This window comes from Azospira restricta (genome assembly GCF_016858125.1).
In the GTDB taxonomy this organism is placed as follows: Bacteria; Pseudomonadota; Gammaproteobacteria; order Burkholderiales; family Rhodocyclaceae; genus Proximibacter; species Proximibacter restrictus.
Genome location: NZ_CP064781.1, coordinates 2,491,158 through 2,511,604, shown reverse-complemented (window position 1 = coordinate 2,511,604; position 20,447 = coordinate 2,491,158). Strand labels below are relative to the sequence as shown.

General features: G+C 63.9%; 1 protein-coding gene (only partly in view). It reads right to left on the bottom strand.

The features are described from left to right. Positions 1-20,447: the 5' portion of a tandem-95 repeat protein gene (locus tag IWH25_RS12210; RefSeq protein ID WP_203386071.1), read on the bottom strand. 13,321 nt of this gene lie to the left of the window's left edge; the window shows 20,447 of its 33,768 coding nt (coding positions 1-20,447); its start codon is at positions 20,445-20,447; the stop codon falls past the left edge of the window.

Here is a 20,447-nt window from a genome sequence, read left to right as displayed (position 1 = left end):
TCGAGCGCATCCTGATCGAGATCGCGTGCCGAGATCGCCACGCTGAGCGGTTGCCCGACGACGCCGACGACCTGCTGCGGCGCGGTAATGACCGGCGCCTCGCTGAGGCTGCGCACGGTCAGCACGAAGCTCTTCGCTTCGGCAAGCGATTGGTTGATATTGCCGCCGCCGTCGTCGACCGCGGTCACCGTGATGGTGTAATCGCCGCGGTCACCCTCACCCGGCGTGAAGCGGATGACGCCGGAGACCTTGCTCGGATCGCCAGACGGATTTTGGGTATACGTCGCAAAACGCGGCAAGCCGGAGATGCTCAGCGTCACCGGGTTGCCGTCGACGTCCACCGCCGAGACCGGGATTTCGATGACGCTGCCCTTGTCGACGAAGGCGTTGGTAATGTCGCCGACCTTCGGCGCGCGGTTGGCTTCGGCGACGACGATCGGCAGCACGAGCTGGCTGACAGCGGGGGTTCCGGTACCGTCACCGTCGTCGGTGGCGGTGACGGTGATGCTGTAGTTGCCGGCTTGCGTGTAGCCCGGCGTCCAGACGATTTCCATCGTCTCTGCGTCGAAGATCGCGCCGTCGGGCAGACCACTGACTTCATAGCTGACCGTCGGAGCCGTCGTTTCGGGACCGGTGGCATCCGCACCGGGGCGCAGGCGGATTTTCGGCTCGAACTCGGGGTTGTCCGGGTCGAAGGCGAAGACACTGACGCGTAGCGGCTGGCCTTCGAGGATGTTCCAGGTCTCGGATGATTCGAAGATCGGCGCGCCGTTGGCGTTGGCGACTTCGAACACGATGTCGCGCGTGACGCTGGTTTCGATTGTCTCGCCGTCCGGCGAGGTCCAGATCGCCGTCAGCGTCACCGGCATCGCGTAGCGGCCGTGCTGGTCGTAACCCGGCGTCCATTCGAACCAGCCGGTGTCGCTGTTGAGCGAGGCGCCACCCGGCAGCCACGGAGCGCTGTATTCGAGGCGGACGGTGGTGCCGTCGGCCTGCGCGGCACCAGGCGACATGCCCGGTACGGAGCCGGCGAGCTGCAGCGCGTAGCTGTCGCCCTCGCGTAGTGCTTGTGTCGGCACGGGGTTGAGAACTGGCTTGGCGTAACCCTGTTCGACGGTGACGGTGAAGGACTGGCGGCTGCTGGTCTTGCCATCGCTGACGATGATCGTTACGTCGCGCCAGACACCGGCCTGGTCGTAACCTGGGGTCCAGGTCAGCATGCCGTTGGCGGCGTCGAACACAGCGCCAGACGGGAGATTCCTGACGGCCAGCGTCAGGAGGTCGCCATCGGCATCAGCCGCGGCGAGCGGCAGCGACAGGGTTTCGCCTTCCTTGAGCGTCAGGTCGTAGGCGCCATCGACAATCGGGGCGTGGTTGCCGCCGGCGACGGGAACCTGGAAGCGGCGCAAGGCGACGCCGCCGCGGCTGTCTTCGACGCGCACGAGGATGTCGCTGATCGCATCGGTGCTGGCCGTCGGCGTCCAGCGCAGCGTGGCGACGGCGTGATAGCCGTCCTCTTCACTGGCAATCGCGTCCGGCGGGGTGAGCATGACGCCGGCCGGCGCGTCGACCAGTTGCCAGTAGAAGCGCGTGCCGTCGGAGTCGATCGCTTCGATCTGCGCGCTCCACGCCTCGCCGGCGGTAGCCGGTGGCAGCTGGTCGGCATCGATTTCGCCGGCGACAGTCAGCGCCGGCGGGAGGTTGTCCTGCGGCGCGGCATAGACGCCGTGGCCGAGGTTGGCCTTGATCAGATCGGCCATGCCGGCGCGAACGGCGAAGTTGCCGGCCGGCACGATGCTGACGGTCTGGTCGGCAAGAGTGGCGCCGACGGCGAGCTTGCCGCCGAGCGCTTCGAGCGCCGCAGTGAGATCGAGCACCCACAGGTCGGACTGGTTGCCGTCGCCCTGCGTGGCATCGGCAATCGCCTCGCCGAAATAGCGGCCCGGGTCGAGCAGCAGCATCAGCGGTCCCTCGAGGTCGTCGGTGCCGATATTGGTCAGGCTGACGTCGTAGCTGATGCTGCCGGTGGCGCGGTCGGCACGCGTGCGCGAGAAGTCGATGCGCACGCTGTGGCTCATGTCATTGAGCGCCGTGAAGGTGGTCTCGTAGCCATGCTGCAGCGGCGTTTCGACCTCGCTCTGCAGGCGGCCGGCGATGCTGAGCTGGTACTGGCCGGCGTCGAGCCCGTCGACATCGAGCCAGACGGTGCGCGTGGCGGCGTCCCAGCGGACGGCGCCCGGATTGCGGGTAGCGCCGGCGTTGTCGCCGAGCGCGGTCAGCGTGTAGTTGTCGACGTTGAGGACGCTGCCGAGGTCGGCGGCATCGCCAGTCCACATCGCCTGGTCGAAGACGATGCCAATCTGGTTCATCGGCAACGGCACCAAGGAACCGTCCGGCACGCTCACCGCCTGGACCGACGGTGCGCGACGCGGCGCGATCTCGTCGATGCGATAGGTTTCGCCGACCAGGATGCGGCCGTCGTTGGTTGTCAGGATGCCTTCGCCGCGCGTGCCGCCGCTGGCGACCTGCAGCACGGTGCGGCTGGCCAGTTCGATCATCCAGACGCCGGCCTGGTGCGGGATTTCGGCCCCGTCCACAACCGGGCGCTGCTTGAGTTGGCTGGAGGCGACGAGCAAGCCGTCGAGCGCCGAGCCGGCCTTGCCGAAGGCAATGCTGTCGACGATGCCGGCGATGCGGTATTCGAGCTCGGGGCGACCGACGGTGCGGCCGCTCATCGGGAAGCTGAGGATGTCGGTCGTCTCGCCGATGTCGCTGCCGGACCACTTGACGCCCCACAGGCGGCCGTCCGGACCGAACGCAAGATCGCCGACGCGCTGGTTGCTGAAGTGCTTCCACATCTTGGCCGGATCGGCTTCGTTCGGCTTGAGGATTTCGATGCCGTTGCCCGACGAGACGTAGATTTCGCCGGTCGCCGGCGAAATGGCGAGCGCATGGGTCAGCGGTTCTTCGCCCGGCCCCTTGAAGCGGCGGACGATCGCGCCGGTGTCGGCTTCGATCTGCAGTAGCTCGGCGCCGGTCATCACCCATAGCTGGCCGACGCTGTCGACGGCCATGTCGAGGACCGGGCTGTCGAGCGTGAACAACGGCGTCAGCGAACGCCCGCCGTCCTTGTCGAAGCGGAAGACTTCGTTGCGCGCAGCACCGCCGCTGACCAGCACGCTGTGGTCGGCGAGTTCGACCATCGCCTGCGCGCCGATGTCGCCGGCGCTCTGGCCGTAGCCTTCGGCAAACCCGCGCAGGGTGAACGGAGCGAGGACGCTGCGCAGGTCGGCCGTGCGCGATTGCGCGACCTGCCCCGGCAGCAGCCTGGCGGCTTCGGCGAACAAGGCGTTCGCCGGGTAGTCGCGATCCGGTGTCGCCAGCGGCGTTTCGGCGCTCTGGGTCAGCGTTTCGGTTACGCCGAGGGCATCGAGCACGGCCTGGCGCGCGCCATCGTCCGGCAGCACGGCATTGACGACCGATGCGGCTTCGCGGTTGCCGGCGCGGTCGGTGGCGACGGCGAGGAATTCGTAGCGCTTGCCGGCAACGCCGGTAAACAGCGCCGACGTGGTTTCCGGCGCGACCTGACGCTGCCAGATGCGGAAGTCGCCGCCGTCTTCGGCGACGTAGACAGTCACCGACTTGATGCCGGAGAGATCGTCGACGGAATTCCAGTGTACGTCGTACACCGGCGCCCCGTCGGCGTTGTTGCCGAGGGCTGTAACGGCGATCGCCGTGGTCGGCGCCCGGCCGTCGAGGTTGACGCTGACAGCTTCGCTGTCGATCGGCGGTGCGGCATCGAAGAGGACGCGTACCGACGTGACGATCTCGGCGCCCGACGCCGCGTTATCAGCCGCACGCGCGGTGTAGCTGACGAAGCCGCGCTGGGCGTTGGGATTGCTGCCATCGGCCGACGGCGTGAGCAGCCCGTGCAGGCCGTCGCGCAGCACCTCGCCGGTGTCGGGGTCGATCGCCTGCAGCAGCCAGGTGGCGATACGCGTCGAGACGTCGATGCCGGCGCTGACACGGAGGACGAAGCCCTTGCTGGCGGTGAAGTCGAAATCGCCCTGAAACGTGGCCTTGTCGGTCGGGATGTGGACGTTGATGTCGCCAAGCTTCAAGTCGCCGAGGCGCAGGCTGGCGGCATCGAGGCTCGGATCGAGCTGGTCCACCAGACGGATTTGTCCCACGGGTCCATTGGTCGGGTTGTTGATGTTCACGGTGAACGGCAATGCCGTACCGGCGGGGACGTAAGCCTTGCCGTCGGCACCCAGGCTGGCTTGCGGACCACGGACGCTGATCGCGGCATTGGCGTTGGCGTTCTGCTGCGCCGCCTGCTGCAGGTATTGGGCGAGATTCAGTGATTGCGCCGCGAGCGGGCGGAAATCGTTGTCAAGCAGCCCGATGTGGCGCAGATACTCGAGTTCGGTCACGCCGCCGGCGAATACGTTGAAGTCGAGGAAGTGGGTGTCGTGGGCGGCGTCGATGGCGAAGTCCGCCGGATCGGCCATGACCGGCACGGGAACATCGACGAAATTGCCCTCCTGGTCCTCGCGCCGTTCGAAGTACTCAACGTTCGCTTTCGCCGCGCTGGCATCGCCGGCGAAGCGGGCGGTGTCACCGTACCACTGCTGCACCTTGGCGAAGAAACCGAGGAGGTCGACCTGGGTACGGTAATCGTCACCGCCCTTCGAGAGCAGGATGCCTGCTGCCAGCGTCGCATTGAGACTGAGCACCGGCGCAGTTTCGCGGATCGGCGGCGCTTCGTCGACCGGGCGCAACAATCCGGCGGCTTCGAGGGCGCCCAGCCAGCCTTGCACCCACTGCGCTTCATCGGCAGCGAGAACCGAGAGGCTGGTCGGCGCGCTGCTGTCGGCAAGAATCGCTGCACGCAGCGTCGTGGCATGCGCCGTCTGATCGGCGATGAACTCGTCGCGCGTGATCGGCGTCGCCGCACCGACAACGTTGAAGCGGAACGGCATGGCCAGCGCTTCTGACTTGAGCAGGTGAATCTCAGGGACCTTGGAAAGGAAGCGGTCCGCCAGACCGTCGGAAATCTTGTCGAGATCCTCGACGCCGCCATCGAGCAGGCCCTGCGCCTTCCAGTCGGGACGGACGGCATAGAGCTTGTCGCGGAAGCCCTCGAAATCGTAGGCCATCCACTCGGCGAGACCCGGGTAGGTCTGGACATTGAAGGCCATTCCTACGTAGCCGCCGGCCTGGACATCGACCGCGTAGCCGGGGACCAGGTTGAAGCCTGCGGTGTTCTGAACGCTGTCGAGCCTGGCCCACGGGATGTCGGCACGCGGCAAGCCGCTGGTCGGAGTCGCGCCGTAAGCCTGCGTATTGCCGCTCGCGTCGACCGTTTGCCCGGCAGGCTGGCCGCCGACGCTGGTGCCGACGACGACATACGGCAGACCGAGGCCGAACAGCACGTCCTCGCTGGACCCCATTTCGGGCGCGCCGAAATCGAAACGGACGTATGGCGTATCGACGTTGGTCAGGCTTTGCAGCGAGACGGAGTACAGGCCGCTTTCGCCCGGATTGAGCGTGCGCGGACCGCCGATGCCGATCGTGACGTCGGCTTCGATCCCACGCTCAACGAGATAGCGCTGCGCTTCGGTGACGCGCTCGCCGTCGGGATTGACGACCGTCACGTCGTAGAGGCCGTGCGGCAGCCGGCTCATGTCGAAGATCGCGCGGATGTGGGTGGCGTCGAGTACCTGCCAGCGATCGGGTTCGGTTTCGTAGACGCCCGGGCTGGAAAGCTTGACCAGCGCCCCGGCCCGGAAATGCGAGCCGTAGATGTCGACCGTCACCCAGCGGTGGTCGGCGTCGCCGGTACCGCCCTGGTCGGGAGTGATGCGCGTGATCGACAAGGGCATCAGATCGGCGCGGATGGTCACCGGGGTGTTCGCCGCCCCTTGCCGCGAACGAACCAAGACGTAGTAGTCCCCGGCCTGCGTGCTCGGGATCACCGCCTGCTGGTCGGCGGCGACCGGATCGCTGTAGGCGGCATCGAAGACATAACCCGTCGGAATGTCACCGTAACGGATGTAGACCTCGTTGGCGCCCTCCGTTGCCGACGAATCGAGCGTCACGCGCAGCGTTTCGCCGGCTGCGACGCTGACCTTGTAGAGTTTGGTTTGACCGGCGCCGAGCGCCGTTGAAAGGGTCGTTCCAACGACGAGTTCCGGCACTTCGACGTGCAACGTTGAACCGGAGGCCGTGCGATTGTTGGCTTCGCCGGGCGGCAGGTTGAGCCCGGTCGCCGTGTAGGAAATCTTGCCTTCGAAGACTTCGTTGTACAGATCGGGCCGGACGATGATCCGCCAGTTGCCGTCCCGCAGCGGCGGCAGCTTTGCGGTCAAGATTCCGTCATAGCTCGCATTGGCGCCCAGGTCGCCGACATGGTCGACCTTGCCGAGCAGGACATCGCCGATGTCCCAGGTACTGTCGCTGGAGAGATAGACGGCGTCGGTCCAGCGCCCGTAAGCCGGATTGCTCGAGTCGTTGACGATGGTGTAGCGGATCTGCACGTCCTCGCCGACCTTGCCGGCGGCGGGAACGACAACGTTGCTGACCTTCAGGTCGGCGGGCGGCGGCGTCTCGATGATGATCGGCTGGAGGCCGGCGGTGGCATTGTTCTGGTCGTAGCCGAACTCGCGCACGCGACCGTACTCGCCTGCCCCCCAGACCCGCGCCGGATCGGTAATCACAAACACGTAGAACGGGCCTTCGAGTCCGCGTGGTGCCGTGATGTTGAACGTGCCGTCGTAGCCGCCGCCGGCGGCGAGACCTCCGGAGTGCTGGACATAACCGACGTAGCGGTCCTGATTGACGTCGAGGAAGCGGTCCTTCGACAGGAAGGCGAGATCGTTCCAGGCGGATTGATCCCCGGGCGTGGCACCGCCGGCGTTGATGACGCGATAGTTGACGGTGAAGTTCTGGCCGGCGATGACCGATTCCGGGATGCTCACCGAGGCAACCTGCAGGTCAGGCGGCACGGCCAGCGAGATTGGCAGCGCGATGCTGGCGATGTTGTTGCCTTCGTCCTTGAACTCCGGAACCAGGCCCGACGCGTTACCGGTCAGTGCCAGCGCCGGCAAGCCATCGCGGACGGTGCCGGGCTGGCCCGAGGGATCCCTGGTAATTGCCGTGTCGGCCTTGACGATCAGCCGGAAGTCGCCGCTGATCGATTCCGGCAAAGTGAAGGTCGCCGAATAGGTATAGGACTCACCCGGTTTGAGGTATTTCGGCAGCGAAACCTGGCGCACGCGCAGCTGTGTTTCGCTGGTGGAGCCGCGGTCGACCAGAGGGTAGTCGCCGTAGTCCAGCGAACCGTCGCGCGACAGATAGACGCCGTCGTACCAGGAGTTGCTGCGGGTTTCTCGCGTGCCGCGGTTGGTCACCGTCCAGGTGGCGGTGATCTGTTGTCCGGAATGCGGATTCGGTTCGGAAAGGGTAATGCTGTCGACCTGCAGGTCGGGCTCGCGATACGCGATGTTGAGCGTGCTCTTGCCGAAGTTGTTGACGTTCTGCCCGCCTTCGAAAACCGTCGTCGGATAGTAGTCGTCGCGCGGCCAGCGGTTATCGGTGCTGTTGAGGACTTCGTCCTTCGGCCGGCGGTTCCATATGTCGGCCGTATTGGGGTCGCCGTCGGTGATGACGTAGATGAAATATTGACCGTCGGTACCGGGCGGCAGTTTGACCTTGGTCGAAGCGGTGTAGCTGCCGAACGCGGCCAGTCCCTGCACGTTGGAATGGGATACCGTCGCCAGCGGCGTCGCGCGGTCGCGGATGAACTCCGGATCGCGGCTGATGAAGACGGTGTCGTACCAGTTGCGCGTTCCGGCCCAGACGGCGTCGCCGAAATTGGTGACCGTCCACGAAACGGTGGTCTCTTCGCCGGAATAGTTGTCGGGCTGCGTGACAACTTCGGTGACGCGCAGGTCGGCCGGATGGCTGACGATTTGCGAGCTCGCCGAACCGACGTTGTTGGTCGAATTGGCATCGTTGTCGAGCTTGACGACCAGGTAGCGCCCCTTGACCGACGGCGCCAGCTGAACGGTTGCCCCCATACCGGAACGCTGGCCGCTATCAAACGTTCCTGAACGCATGTATTCGCCGATCAGGCAGCGCTCGCTCGAAGCGTCGTAGCTCGGATTGTCGGTAAGGTAAACGCGTTCGTACCAGGTGCCGCTGAAGCTCGCGCCGAGGTTCTGGACCGTGTACGAGAACGAGTAGGCGCCGCCTGCATCGGCCGTGGCCGGCGCCTGTACGTCGGTCACCGCCAGATCGCGCGGCGGGATGATGACCGGCGGCTTGCCGATGATGCCGATCGACCGCGCCTTGTAGTTGTTGTTGTCGACCTGGGTCGGGTCGTCCGGATTGATGTTGCTGGCCAGCGTGTCTTCGAGGATGACGTTGTACGCGTCGCTCCAGACGGTGATGTAGTACGTCCCGGAACCGATGTTGTCGGGGATGGTGACGTTGAAGGCGCCGAGGTAGTCAGCGCCGACGGCGAGATTGCCGACATGCACGGCGGAGCCGAGCAGGATGTCGTTTCCGGTCGGCCGCCGGTTGCCCTGCGTCAGCCAAATGGTGTCGGTCCAGCTGCTGACCGCCAGATTGTCACCGCGGGTCGGACCGCTGCCAAGATTGCTGACCTTGTAGCTGACGCCGATCGTGCTGCCATGCACCGCCTGATCCGGCGCGACGACGTTGCTGGTGACGAGGTCGCCGAACGGCACCGGATCAACGTAGAACTGGGCGGCGCGCAGGTTGTTGCCTTCGCTCGGGTATTCGTCGAGGTTGCTGTTGGCGTCGGCGACGACCAGCAGGTAGGCGTTGCCGCGATAGCGGATCGGGATGTCGACCGACGCCGTTTCGTTGGCGTAGCTCTCGCCCGGTGCCAGCGCACTGACGTTGTCGTACTGGCCTACCAGCAGATCGTCGCCGCTGAGGGCCGCGTCTGTCGACAGGTAGACCTTGTCCTTCCAGCGCCCGGCGGTTGCCGCCGGCCCCTGGTTGGTAATGGTGTAGCGGATCGCGGCGCTGCTTCCGGAGGTGACGTGATCCGGAACGGTGACGCTGCCGACGCGGAGGTCGGGACGGTCGTTGAGGTCGACTTCAAGCGTATCCGCCGACAACAGCGCGTTGTTGTCGCGTGCGGTGTTGTATTCGTAGACCTGATTGCCGGTTCCACCGAGGTTGGCGTTGGTCACCACCTTGATCCGGTAGAGGCCTTCGATCTTGCTTGGCAGACGGAGCTGCTCGGTGCGCGAATAGCGGATTCCGGATGCGAGCCCACGGTCGTAGGTAAAGCTGCCTAGCGCGACCGCTGCGCCGCCGGAAACCGGCAGCAAGTAGACGGTATCCACCCAGAGGCCGCTGGCCGTGCCCTCGCCCTGATTGACGACGGTCCACGACACGTCGACGAGCGAGCCTTCCTGCGCGACGGTCGGCAGCGTGATCGTTTCGACGCGCAAGTCCGGCGAACTCGACAGCGCCACCGGAATGGCCAGCGAATGCCCGACGTTGTTGCCGCCGTGGGTAAACTCGAACGGGCCGGAAGTGCGCACGTTGAGGTAGAACGTACCTTCTATTCCTTCCGGGAGGGTGACGTCGACGCTGCGGCTGTAGCGGTCACCGACGCCGAGGAAACCGGTATGGCGGGCGCTGGAGAAGGTCACCACGCGATCCGAACCGTCAGCGTTACGGCTCAGCCAGACTTCGTCGTTCCAGTCGGCAATATTGGTCGTGCCGATGCCGTTGTTGGCGACCGACCAGGTCACGTGCAGCGGCTTGCCGCTGGCCGCCGTTCCTTCGGTCGTAACCGATTCGACCACCAGATCGGCGTACGGCATCGGCATGACTTCGATATCGTCGGCGGCACGGCCAACGTTATTGGTTTCCGAGTAGTTCTCGAACACGGCACCGCCGCCATCGCTGACGACGAAGATCTTGTAGACCCCGGTCATCCCTGCCGGCAGCAGGAGACGCTCGTTGCGGGTATAGGATTGGCCAACGTCGAGCGCGCCATCGTGGCGGAACTCGCCGACGATGCGGTCGTCGGCGTTGCCGAAGGTGGCGTCGGTCGACAGGATGACGCGATCGATCCACGACGCCGTCCGGCCTGCACCGATGCCGCGGTTTTCGACGGTCCAGCTGACGTCCAGCGGCGCGGGATCGGCTATCGTCCGGGTCGGTGCAGTGACCGCTGTAACGGCGAGGTCGGCATACGGCGACAGCGCGACGGAGAAGGCGGAAGCGGCCTGGTTGTCAGTGCGCGAACGGTCGTCGAGCGCCGTGTTGGCGTCGATGACGACCTGCAATTGGTACTCGCCGCTGGCCTGCACCGGCACGACGCAATCGACGCCGACGCTATAGCTTTCCCCGCTGGCAAGCGGGCCGCTGCGGGCGGCGCTGCCGATCAGAATGCTGGTGCCGCCCTGCACAAGGAAGACCTTGTCCACCCAGTTGCCAAGGGCGACGGCGCCGCTGTTGCGCACCGTCCAATCGACGCGGATGCTGTCGCCGGACTGCGCCAGTGCCGGCGCGGTGACGCCGGTCAGCGCCAGGTCGAGGCGCGCGACCTGGACGGTGGCGGCAGAGGCGACCTGGTTGTAGTTTTCGCCGTCGCGCTCGTACACCGAGTTGTCGGCGTCCGTACGGACGACCCAGCGGTATTCACCTTCACCGATCGAGCCGGGCAGGGAGAAACTGGCGGTGCGCTGCACCGTTTCGCCTACGGCAAGCGGCGTGGTATTGAGCACACTGGCCACTTCGTAGAGCGTGCCGGCCCGCTCGAGGTAGATTCGGTCGCGCCATGCCGAGCTCACGGGAATCGTGCCGTTGTTGGCGAGCGTGTAGCTGACGGTGGCAGCATCGCCGGCGGCCCCCGATCGGCCGGGATGCAGTAAGGCCGGCCCGGTGACGTTGCCGACGACGAGGTCGGCGACCGGCGACAGCGCGACATGCAGCGGCAGCACGCTCGCACGGGTATTGTTCGACGTGCGGCCGAGCTCGGTGATCGTGCGGTTGCTGTTGGTCTCGACGAGGATGTAGTAGTCGCCGCTGATATCGCGCGGCAGCGTGATCGTTGCCTTTCCGACGTAGCCGGCCCCCGGCACCAGCAGGCCGGCGTGGGTCACTGATCCGGCAAGGACGATGTCGTCGGCGCTCGCGTTGATGTCTCTCGAGAGGACGACGCGGTCGCTCCACTGCGCGAGATTTGTCGTGGCGTTACCGTCGTTGCGGACTTCCCACGTGACAAGAACGCTGTCGCCGCTGACGGCCTGCTCCGACGCCGATACCGACAGCAGGTTCAGGTCGGAATATGGCGTCGCAAGGTCGATCGGGCTTGCCGCACTGGCGTTGTCGGCACGCGTATCCGGTTCGAGCACTTCCTTCGCGGTATCGGCGCGGACGCCTAGGTAATAGTGGCCCGCCGACCGCATCGGTACGTTTACGGTGAGCGACTGGCTGTAGCTCTCGCCGACGGCGAGCGGCTGCGCGCGGCGAACGGTCCCGATGACGACGTCGTCGGCATTGCCGATGACGTTATCCGTACTGAAAACGACCTGGTCGTTCCAGCCGACGGCAGTGTCGACTTGCCCGTGATTGGATACTGTCCAGTTTACGGTTACCGGCTCCCCTCCTACGCCCGCAAGCGGTCCATTCGCGCTATCGACGCGGAGATCTGCATAAGCCTTGGCGGCCGCCGTTGCCTGCGTACTGGCAGCATTGTTGGCTTCGGCGTTATTGCTGGTGTTGGTCTCGTACAGCATGCCGAATCCGGCGCCGTTCTGGTCTGCCGTCACGGTGATGCTGATGTCGCCGGTAGCGACCAGCCCTTCCGGCAAGCGGAAGTTCAAGCTGCGGGTACGCGACTCGCCTGGCTGGATGGCACCGTTGAGTTGCCCGCCGGTACTGGCCAGCGGGTCGTAGACGAGTGTGTTATCTACCAGAATCTGGTTCGCCTGATTGCGGACGACGATACGATCGTAGAAGGCAATGCTGACCGGACTGCTGCCAAGGTTCCAGTCTTCCCAGACGATGTTAACGAGCCCGCCGGCCTGGATATCGGGCGTGGTGACCTGCAGATTGCGTATCTGCATGTCGGAACCGGCCTCGTTGACGAGTTCGAGCGTGTTGTTGCTTTCGGCCGTGCCACCCGCATTGGCTTCGAGAACGTTCGCCGCATTGTCGACCGCGACACGGACGGAGAAGCGCCCCAAGGCCGATGCGCCTACCGGCCAGTTGAACTGCGCCGTCCTGGCACGGCTTTCGTTTCCTCCCATCACCCCGGTGCTCAGGTCCTCGTGAACGATGACCGTGGCGACCACGACGTTGGTGGTCAGGTTAACCACATCGAGACGTTCGCTCCAGGGCTGCTCCGCCGGCCTGTTGCCGTGGTTGACCGTATTCCACGACGCCGTCACCAATTGCCCGGGCTGGAAGTTCTCGGACGGAATCAGCGTGAGGTTTTCCGGAACGAGATCAGGATACGCCGCCAGCGTCGACGTCAGGATCAGGGTGGCACTGTTGTTGGTCTCCGCGCTTCCGGCTGCATTCGCTTCAACGAGACTGCCTGCCCCGACCGTATTCCGGTCGGTAGTGACCTCGATCAGCAGGTTACCGACACCGGCATTGCCCTCTGCCAGACGGAAGCTGAAGCTGCGGGCGACGGATTCGCCGGCGGGCAACGTGCCGCCCTGCGGCGGGTCATAGCGAAACTGCTGGTCGACCAGCAGCGCGCCGGTGGTCTGGTTGGTGACCCGAATCCGGTCATACCAGCCAGAATTCACCGCCGCGTTGCCGATGTTGATATCGTTCCAGCTGAGGGTGATCAGGTCGCCAGTGTTGGGCGCTGCCGTGTCGCTGATCAGGTTGCCAACGATGAGATCGGGTGCCGACAGAACCGTGATCTGGCTTACGTTGTTGGTCTCGGCCGAGTTGGTGGGGTTGTTCTCGAAGACCTGCCCGGCCGCATCGACGGTAACCGTAAACTCGATCTGGCCGTAGGTATTCGCGCCGCTCGGCCAGCTTAGGTCGATGCCACGATCGTGCGAGGCACTGGCAGCGATGCTGCCAAGAGCGTCAGAATCATGGGGAACGTTCAGCGTAAATAGCGTCTGGCCAGTGCTCAGGTTGCGCACACGCAGCGTTTCATTCCACGAGCCCGCGGTCGGACCATCGCCTTGGTTGCGCGTCGTCCAGGTCACCGTGACCGTATCCGCCGCCTGCCAACCGACTGCCGGGCTGACGGCAAGGTTGCCGACCTGCAGATCGGGATAGGTCGCCAGCGTGGAGGTCAGGATGAGGATTGCACTGTTGTTGCTCTCGCCCATCCCCGCACCGTTGGCCTCGATGAGGCTGCCGCCTCCGGACGTCGGCAGATCAGCAATGACTTGGATCAGCAGACTGCCCGCTCCCGCATTGCCTTCGGCCAGCCGGAAGCTGTAGCTCCGGGGAATCGATGCCCCTGCCGCCACCGCATCGCCCTGCGGCGGGTCATAGCGCAATTGCTGGTCGATCAGCAACGCACCGGTCGTCTGGTTGGTGACCCGAATCCGGTCGTACCAACCGGAATTCACCGCCACATTGCCGATGTTGATGTCGTTCCAGCTGAGGGTGATCAGGTCACCGGTTCTCGGTGCCGTCGCGTCGCTGGTCAGGTTGCTGATTACCAGGTCCGGCGCCGAGACGACGGTGATCTGGCTGACGTTGTTGGTTTCGGCTGTGTTGCCGAGATTGTTTTCGAAGACTTGCCCGGCACCGTCGGCTGTCACCGTGAACTCGATCTGGCCATTGGCATTCGCCCCCGTCGGCCAGGTCAGCGCGACATTGCGATCGCGCACGCCGCCGGCGGCGATATCGCCGGCCACCGTGTTGTCGTAGGCCAGGGACTGCGTGAACAGGGTTTGCCCGGTCGTGAGATTGCGCACGCGCAACGTTTCGGTCCAGGAGCCGGAGGTCGCACCGTCGCCCTGGTTACGCGTCTTCCAGGCCACATTGACCGTGTCGCCAGGCAGCCAGCCGGCACCCGGACTGACCCCCAGGTCGGTCACCTTGAGGTCGGGGTAAGGCGCCAGCGTGGAGACCAGGTTAAGGCTGGCACCGTTGTTGTTTTCGCCCGTTCCTGCGCCATTCGCCTCGACGAGGCTGCCAGCACCGGCGGTGTTTTGATCGGCAGTGATCTGGATAAACAAATTGCCGGCACCGGCATTGCCGTCGGCCAGCCGGAAGCTGAAGCTGCGTGAGGCCGATGCACCGGCAGACAGCGTCCCTCCCGCGGGCGGGTCATAGCGCAGTTGCTGGTCGACAAGCACAGTCCCGGTGCTCTGGTTGGTCACACGAATCCGGTCGTACCAACCGCCAATGACTGCCGTGTTGCCGTTGTTATTGTCGTTCCAGCTAAGCGTGATCAGGTCGCCAGTCTTCGGCGCCGACGTGTCGCACGACAGATTGCTGACCGTCAGGTCGGGCGACGATAGGACGGTGATCAGGCTGGCGTTGTTGCTCTCGGCCGAACCTGCGAGGTTGTTTTCGAAGACTTGACTGGCAACATCGGTCGTTACCGTGAACTCGAACTGGCCGTTGGAACTCACTCCCGTCGGCCAGATGAAATCGAGGTGGCGATCGCGAACCGCTCCAGCGGCGATATCGCCGAGTACCGCGGAATCATGGGACAGGGTCTGCGTGAACACGGTTTGACCGGTCGTGAGGTTGCGCACGCGTACCGTTTCCGTCCACGACCCCGAGGTCGCACCGTCACCCTGGTTGCGGAGCTTCCAGTTCACGGCGACCGAATCACCCGCTAGCCAACCGGCTGCCGGGACCGGAGCCACGTCGGTCACGACCAGATCGGGATAAGGCGACAGGAGCGAATTCAGGGTGATGCTGGCGGTATTGTTATTTTCGGCCAGGCCAGCGGCATTGATTTCGCTGACGGTATTGGCCGAATCGGTAGTGACGGAAATGCTCAGATTTCCCGCACCGCGGTTGCCCGGCGGCAGCGTGAAGCTTGCCTGGCGCAGCACGCTGCCCCCGCCAGCAACTGCGCCGCCAAGCGCCGCATCGTAGGGCACCTGAATATCGGCCAGGATTTCGTTGGTATCGACTCGCCGCACCACCAGACGATCGATCCACGACGAGGTCGTGGCCAGCGTGCCGGTATTGCTGTCGTTCCACACCACGGTGACAGTCTCGCCAGAGCGCAGCGTAGAGCCTGCTGCCAGCCCGAGGCCCGTCACGGCAAGATCGGAACCGGGAACCACGGTGGTTACGACGACACTCTTGACCTTGAGGACTTTCGGGTCGGACGTGGTATCGACGCTGAACGTCATCTGCGCCTCGGGGCTTTCCCCCAGCAAGCTGCTGAAGGCACCCGCCCGGCTGGCGTAGGTCATGACATTGAAGATGTCGCTGACCGCTGGCACATAACCGCCGGCCAGATAGACGTTCAGTGTCCCGTTCAAATTTGCCGTGCCGTTGACCGCGAGTACGCCGATCGAGGTCGCATTGCCCAGACCGACACGGACCGTGGATTGAGCCAAGGTATTGAAACTTCCGTCGACATTGAAGCGTGCACCGGGGGCAATGCTAATCGTGCCCTGGTTGGTCAGATTGTTGTTATAGCTTAGTGTTCCCGCGCTGATGTTGACCGTGCCGGTGTTGTTGAAGCCAACACTGCCGCTGATCGTGTGGCTGCCCGCCGCCGTCTGGTTCAGCGTGCCGTGGTTGTTCAGCGTGCGCGACCCGCCACCCCACGAGTAGTAAAAATCGATTGGCGTGCCATTTGAACTGCTCAGGTTAAGCGTCGCACCGGCCGCATTGGTCAGGCTGCTATTGCTATTGTCACCGATGAAACAGATGCGGTCGTCACCGCCCACGGTCAGCGTCCCCTGGTTGATCCAGGCCTTGCCGCCGCTGACATTGAGGCTGCCGTTGCTCGTGGCCATACTGATCAGGCTCGTCCCCTGCGTGGTCAGGGTTCCCGTGCCGGTCAACGTGCTGCCCCCCGTGACGTTGAACGCCCCACTCACCGCAACCGCCCCGGTTCCGCCCAGCGTGCCGCCAGTCATCGAGACGTTCTGCAACGTAACGGTGTTATTGAAGTTCAGCACACCGCTGCTGATGGAAAGCGCCGTGCCGCCGGCCGCCATATTCAGCAGACTGCTGACGTTCACGGTGCCGCCAGTAACGGAACAGGTGCCCGCACCAGTGATGTTCGCCCCCGAATTGAGGTTCCGCGTGCCGCCGCTGAAGGCTACCGTCGCCCCGGAACTGACGTTGTATGTACCGCTGTCGCTACCGTCGCTGTTGATCGAAAGCGCGCCGGCAGCCACGTTGACCGTGCCGGTGTTGTTGAAGCCAACACTGCCGCTGATCGTGTGGCTGCCCGCCGCCGTCTGGTTCAGCGTGCCGTGGTTATTCAGCGTGCGCGACCCGCCACCCCACGAGTAGTAAAAATCGATTGGCGTGCCATTTGAACTGCTCAGGTTAAGCGTCGCACCGGCCGCATTGGTCAGGCTGCTATTGCTATTGTCACCGATGAAACAGATGCGGTCGTCACCGCCCACGGTCAGCGTCCCCTGGTTGATCCAAGCCTTGCCGCCGCTGACATTGAGGCTGCCGTTGCTCGTGGCCATACTGATCAGGCTCGTCCCCTGCGTGGTCAGGGTTCCCGTGCCGGTCAACGTGCTGCCCCCCGTGACGTTGAACGCCCCACTCACCGCAACCGCCCCGGTTCCGCCCAGCGTACCCCCTCCTATCACGAGACTCATCAGGCTGGCAGTGTTGTTGAAATTGAGCGTGCCACTGCTCAGGGTGGTCACCATGCTGCTCGCCGCCAGATTCACCGCGGCGTTGACGTTCATTGTGGCGCCGGCGACGGAGAAGGTTCCGGCGCCAGTGATGTTCGAGCCAGTGTTGAGGTTGCGCGTGCCGCCACTGAAGGCTACCGTCGCCCCGGAACTCGCGTTGTATGTACCGCTGTCGCTACCGTCGCTGTTGATCGAAAGCGCGCCGACAGCCACGTTGACCGTGCCGGTGTTGTTGAAGCCAACACTGCCGCTGATCGTGTGGCTGCCCGCCGCCGTCTGGTTCAGCGTGCCGTGGTTGTTCAGCGTGCGCGACCCGCCACCCCACGAGTAGTAAAAATCGATTGGCGTGCCATTTGAACTGCTCAGGTTAAGCGTCGCACCGGCCGCATTGGTCAGGCTGCTATTGCTATTGTCACCGATGAAACAGATGCGGTCGTCACCGCCCACGGTCAGCGTCCCCTGGTTGATCCAGGCCTTGCCGCCGCTGACATTGAGGCTGCCGTTGCTCGTGGCCATACTGATCAGGCTCGTCCCCTGCGTGGTCAGGGTTCCCGTGCCGGTCAACGTGCTGCCCCCCGTGACGTTGAACGCCCCACTCACCGCAACCGCCCCGGTTCCGCCCAGCGTACCCCCTCCTATCACGAGACTCATCAGGCTGGCAGTGTTGTTGAAATTGAGCGTGCCACTGCTCAGGGTGGTCACCATGCTGCTCGCCGCCAGATTCACCGCGGCGTTGACGTTCATTGTGGCGCCGGCGACGGAGAAGGTTCCGGCGCCAGTGATGTTCGAGCCAGTGTTGAGGTTGCGCGTGCCGCCACTGAAGGCTACCGTCGCCCCGGAACTCGCGTTGTATGTACCGCTGTCGCTACCGTCGCTGTTGATCGAAAGCGCGCCGACAGCCACGTTGACCGTGCCGGTGTTGTTGAAGCCAACACTGCCGCTGATCGTGTGGCTGCCCGCCGCCGTCTGGTTCAGCGTGCCGTGGTTGTTCAGCGTGCGCGACCCGCCACCCCACGAGTAGTAAAAATCGATTGGCGTGCCATTTGAACTGCTCAGGTTAAGCGTCGCACCGGCCGCATTGGTCAGGCTGCTATTGCTATTGTCACCGATGAAACAGATGCGGTCGTCACCGCCCACGGTCAGCGTCCCCTGGTTGATCCAGGCCTTGCCGCCGCTGACATTGAGGCTGCCGTTGCTCGTGGCCATACTGATCAGGCTCGTCCCCTGCGTGGTCAGGGTTCCCGTGCCGGTCAACGTGCTGCCCCCCGTGACGTTGAACGCCCCACTCACCGCAACCGCCCCGGTTCCGCCCAGCGTGCCGCCAGTCATCGAGACGTTCTGCAACGTAACGGTGTTATTGAAGTTCAGCACACCGCTGCTGATGGAAAGCGCCGTGCCGCCGGCCGCCATATTCAGCAGACTGCTGACGTTCACGGTGCCGCCAGTAACGGAACAGGTGCCCGCACCAGTGATGTTCGCCCCCGAATTGAGGTTCCGCGTGCCGCCGCTGAAGGCTACCGTCGCCCCGGAACTGACGTTGTATGTACCGCTGTCCGTACCGTTCCCGTTGATCGAGAGCGTTCCTGCAATGACATTAACCGTGCCGGTATTGTTGAAGGCGATGCTGCCGTTGATCGAATGCGCGCCGGTCGCCGTCTGGTTCAGCGTGCCGGCGTTGTTTACCACCAGCGAGCCGCTCCACAAACCCAATGGCTCACCAGCGCTGCTGCTCAGGTTGAACGTCGCACCGGCCGCGTTGGTGAGGGACCCGCTACTGTAGTAGCAATAGAGGTCGCCGCTACCGCTCACCGTCGCCGTGCCCTGATTGATCCACGCTTTGCTGCCGTTCAGAGTGAGCCTATGCGTGATCAAGCTCGTGCCTTGGGTGATGAACGTGCCGCTTCCGGTAAGCGTGCTGTTATTGGAAACGTTGAATGCGCCGCAAATCGTCAAAGCACCGCTGCCGCCCAACGTACCGCCTGCTAATGTCAAATTGCCGCTAACGGTAACGGTTCCACTGACGTTGGTCGTACCGCCTGTGATTGCGACGGTACCAGCACCAGCAGTATTCCAGCCCGCACTGACCGTCCGCGTGCCGCCATTGAAGTTGCAGCTCGCACCCGAGGCAATGTTGTAAAGGCCACTATCAGTCCCGCTACCGTTGATCGAGAGCGTTCCTGCAATGACATTGACCGTACCGGTGTTATTGAAGGCGATGTTGCCGCTGATCGAATGTGTGCCGGTCGCGGTCTGGTTCAGCGTCCCGGCGTTGTTGACCGCCAGTGAGCCAGCATAGAAACCAAATGACTCACCAGCACTGCTGCTCAGGTTGAACGTCGCACCAGCCGCGTTGGTGAGGGACCCGCTACTGTAGTAGCAATAGAGGTCGCCGCTACCGCTCACCGTCGCCGTGCCCTGATTGATCCACGCTTTGCTGCCGTTCAGAGTGAGCCTATGCGTGATCAGGCTCGTGCCTTGGGTGATGAAGGTACCGCTTCCGGTAAGCATGCTGCCATTGGAAACGTTGAATGCGCCACCCACCGTGACCGCCCCAGTTCCGCCCAACGTACCGCCAGTCAGATTCAGTGCACCGTTGATCTTCGAGACCCCATTGAGGTTCAGCGTGGCACCACCGGAAATGGTCAAACCGCATTCGCTGGTCAACGAATTTACGGTGACCGCGCCGCTCGAAATATTCACCGTCTGACCAGCGGGCAAGCCGATATAGACATTGTCCGTAGCCGTCGGTACGGCCCCCTTGCTCCAGTTGGAAGCGGTATTCCAGTTCCCCCCCGCACCACCGATCCAGGTATTGGTCGTGACGGGTGCCGCGGGCGGTACGTAATCGGGCGGAAGAAGTTGCGCTGTAAAGCTGTAGTTGGCAACGTCGACTGCGCCGATCTTTCCTTCCAACAGCAGTGTGTAGGTTCCCGTAGCCGTGAGATTGGGCAGGTCGACGTCCAGCCCGGCCGAGTTCATTGCGGTCGGGCCGAAGACCTGCTGGCCCGAGGGGTCGAGCAGTTGCCAAGTCACATCGCCGCCGGAACGTCCGGTCACATCCAGGAAGAAATGATCACCAGCCGTGGCATCGAACTTGTAGGTGTCGGTCTCATTGGCCGGGCTGATCTGCCCTGTAACGGCAGTTCCGGCGACGATTCCGTCCGCTTTTTGCAAATCCAGCACTCGGAATCCATAGGCACCAGTGGCACTGGAGCTGCCGTTGACCGCGATGGTATAGGTTCCTGCAGCTAGACTGATCGCCGGGGTGCCGCTCAAACCGCTTGAATCGCTCGCCGCAAAACTACGCTCGCTAACGACGTTGCCGTCCGGGCCATTAAGGCTCCAGTTAAGGTTAGCGTTATTCGACAGTGAATCGAAAACGACCTTGGTATCGGACGCGATGGTGAAATTGTATTGATTTGTTTCCCCCGGAGTACTGATCGCACCACTGACGGCAACAACGGGGTCGGCCGACAATAAGACTCGCGGCTCCATCGGTTCAAAGCGAATGGAGGGCGATGAACCCGCAGCCTCTTGGGTGTGGGGATCTTTGTTATGGGCAGAGCGTTCGGGGAGATCCAGTGCCCTGAATACGCGCTTCAGGGCGGACATCAT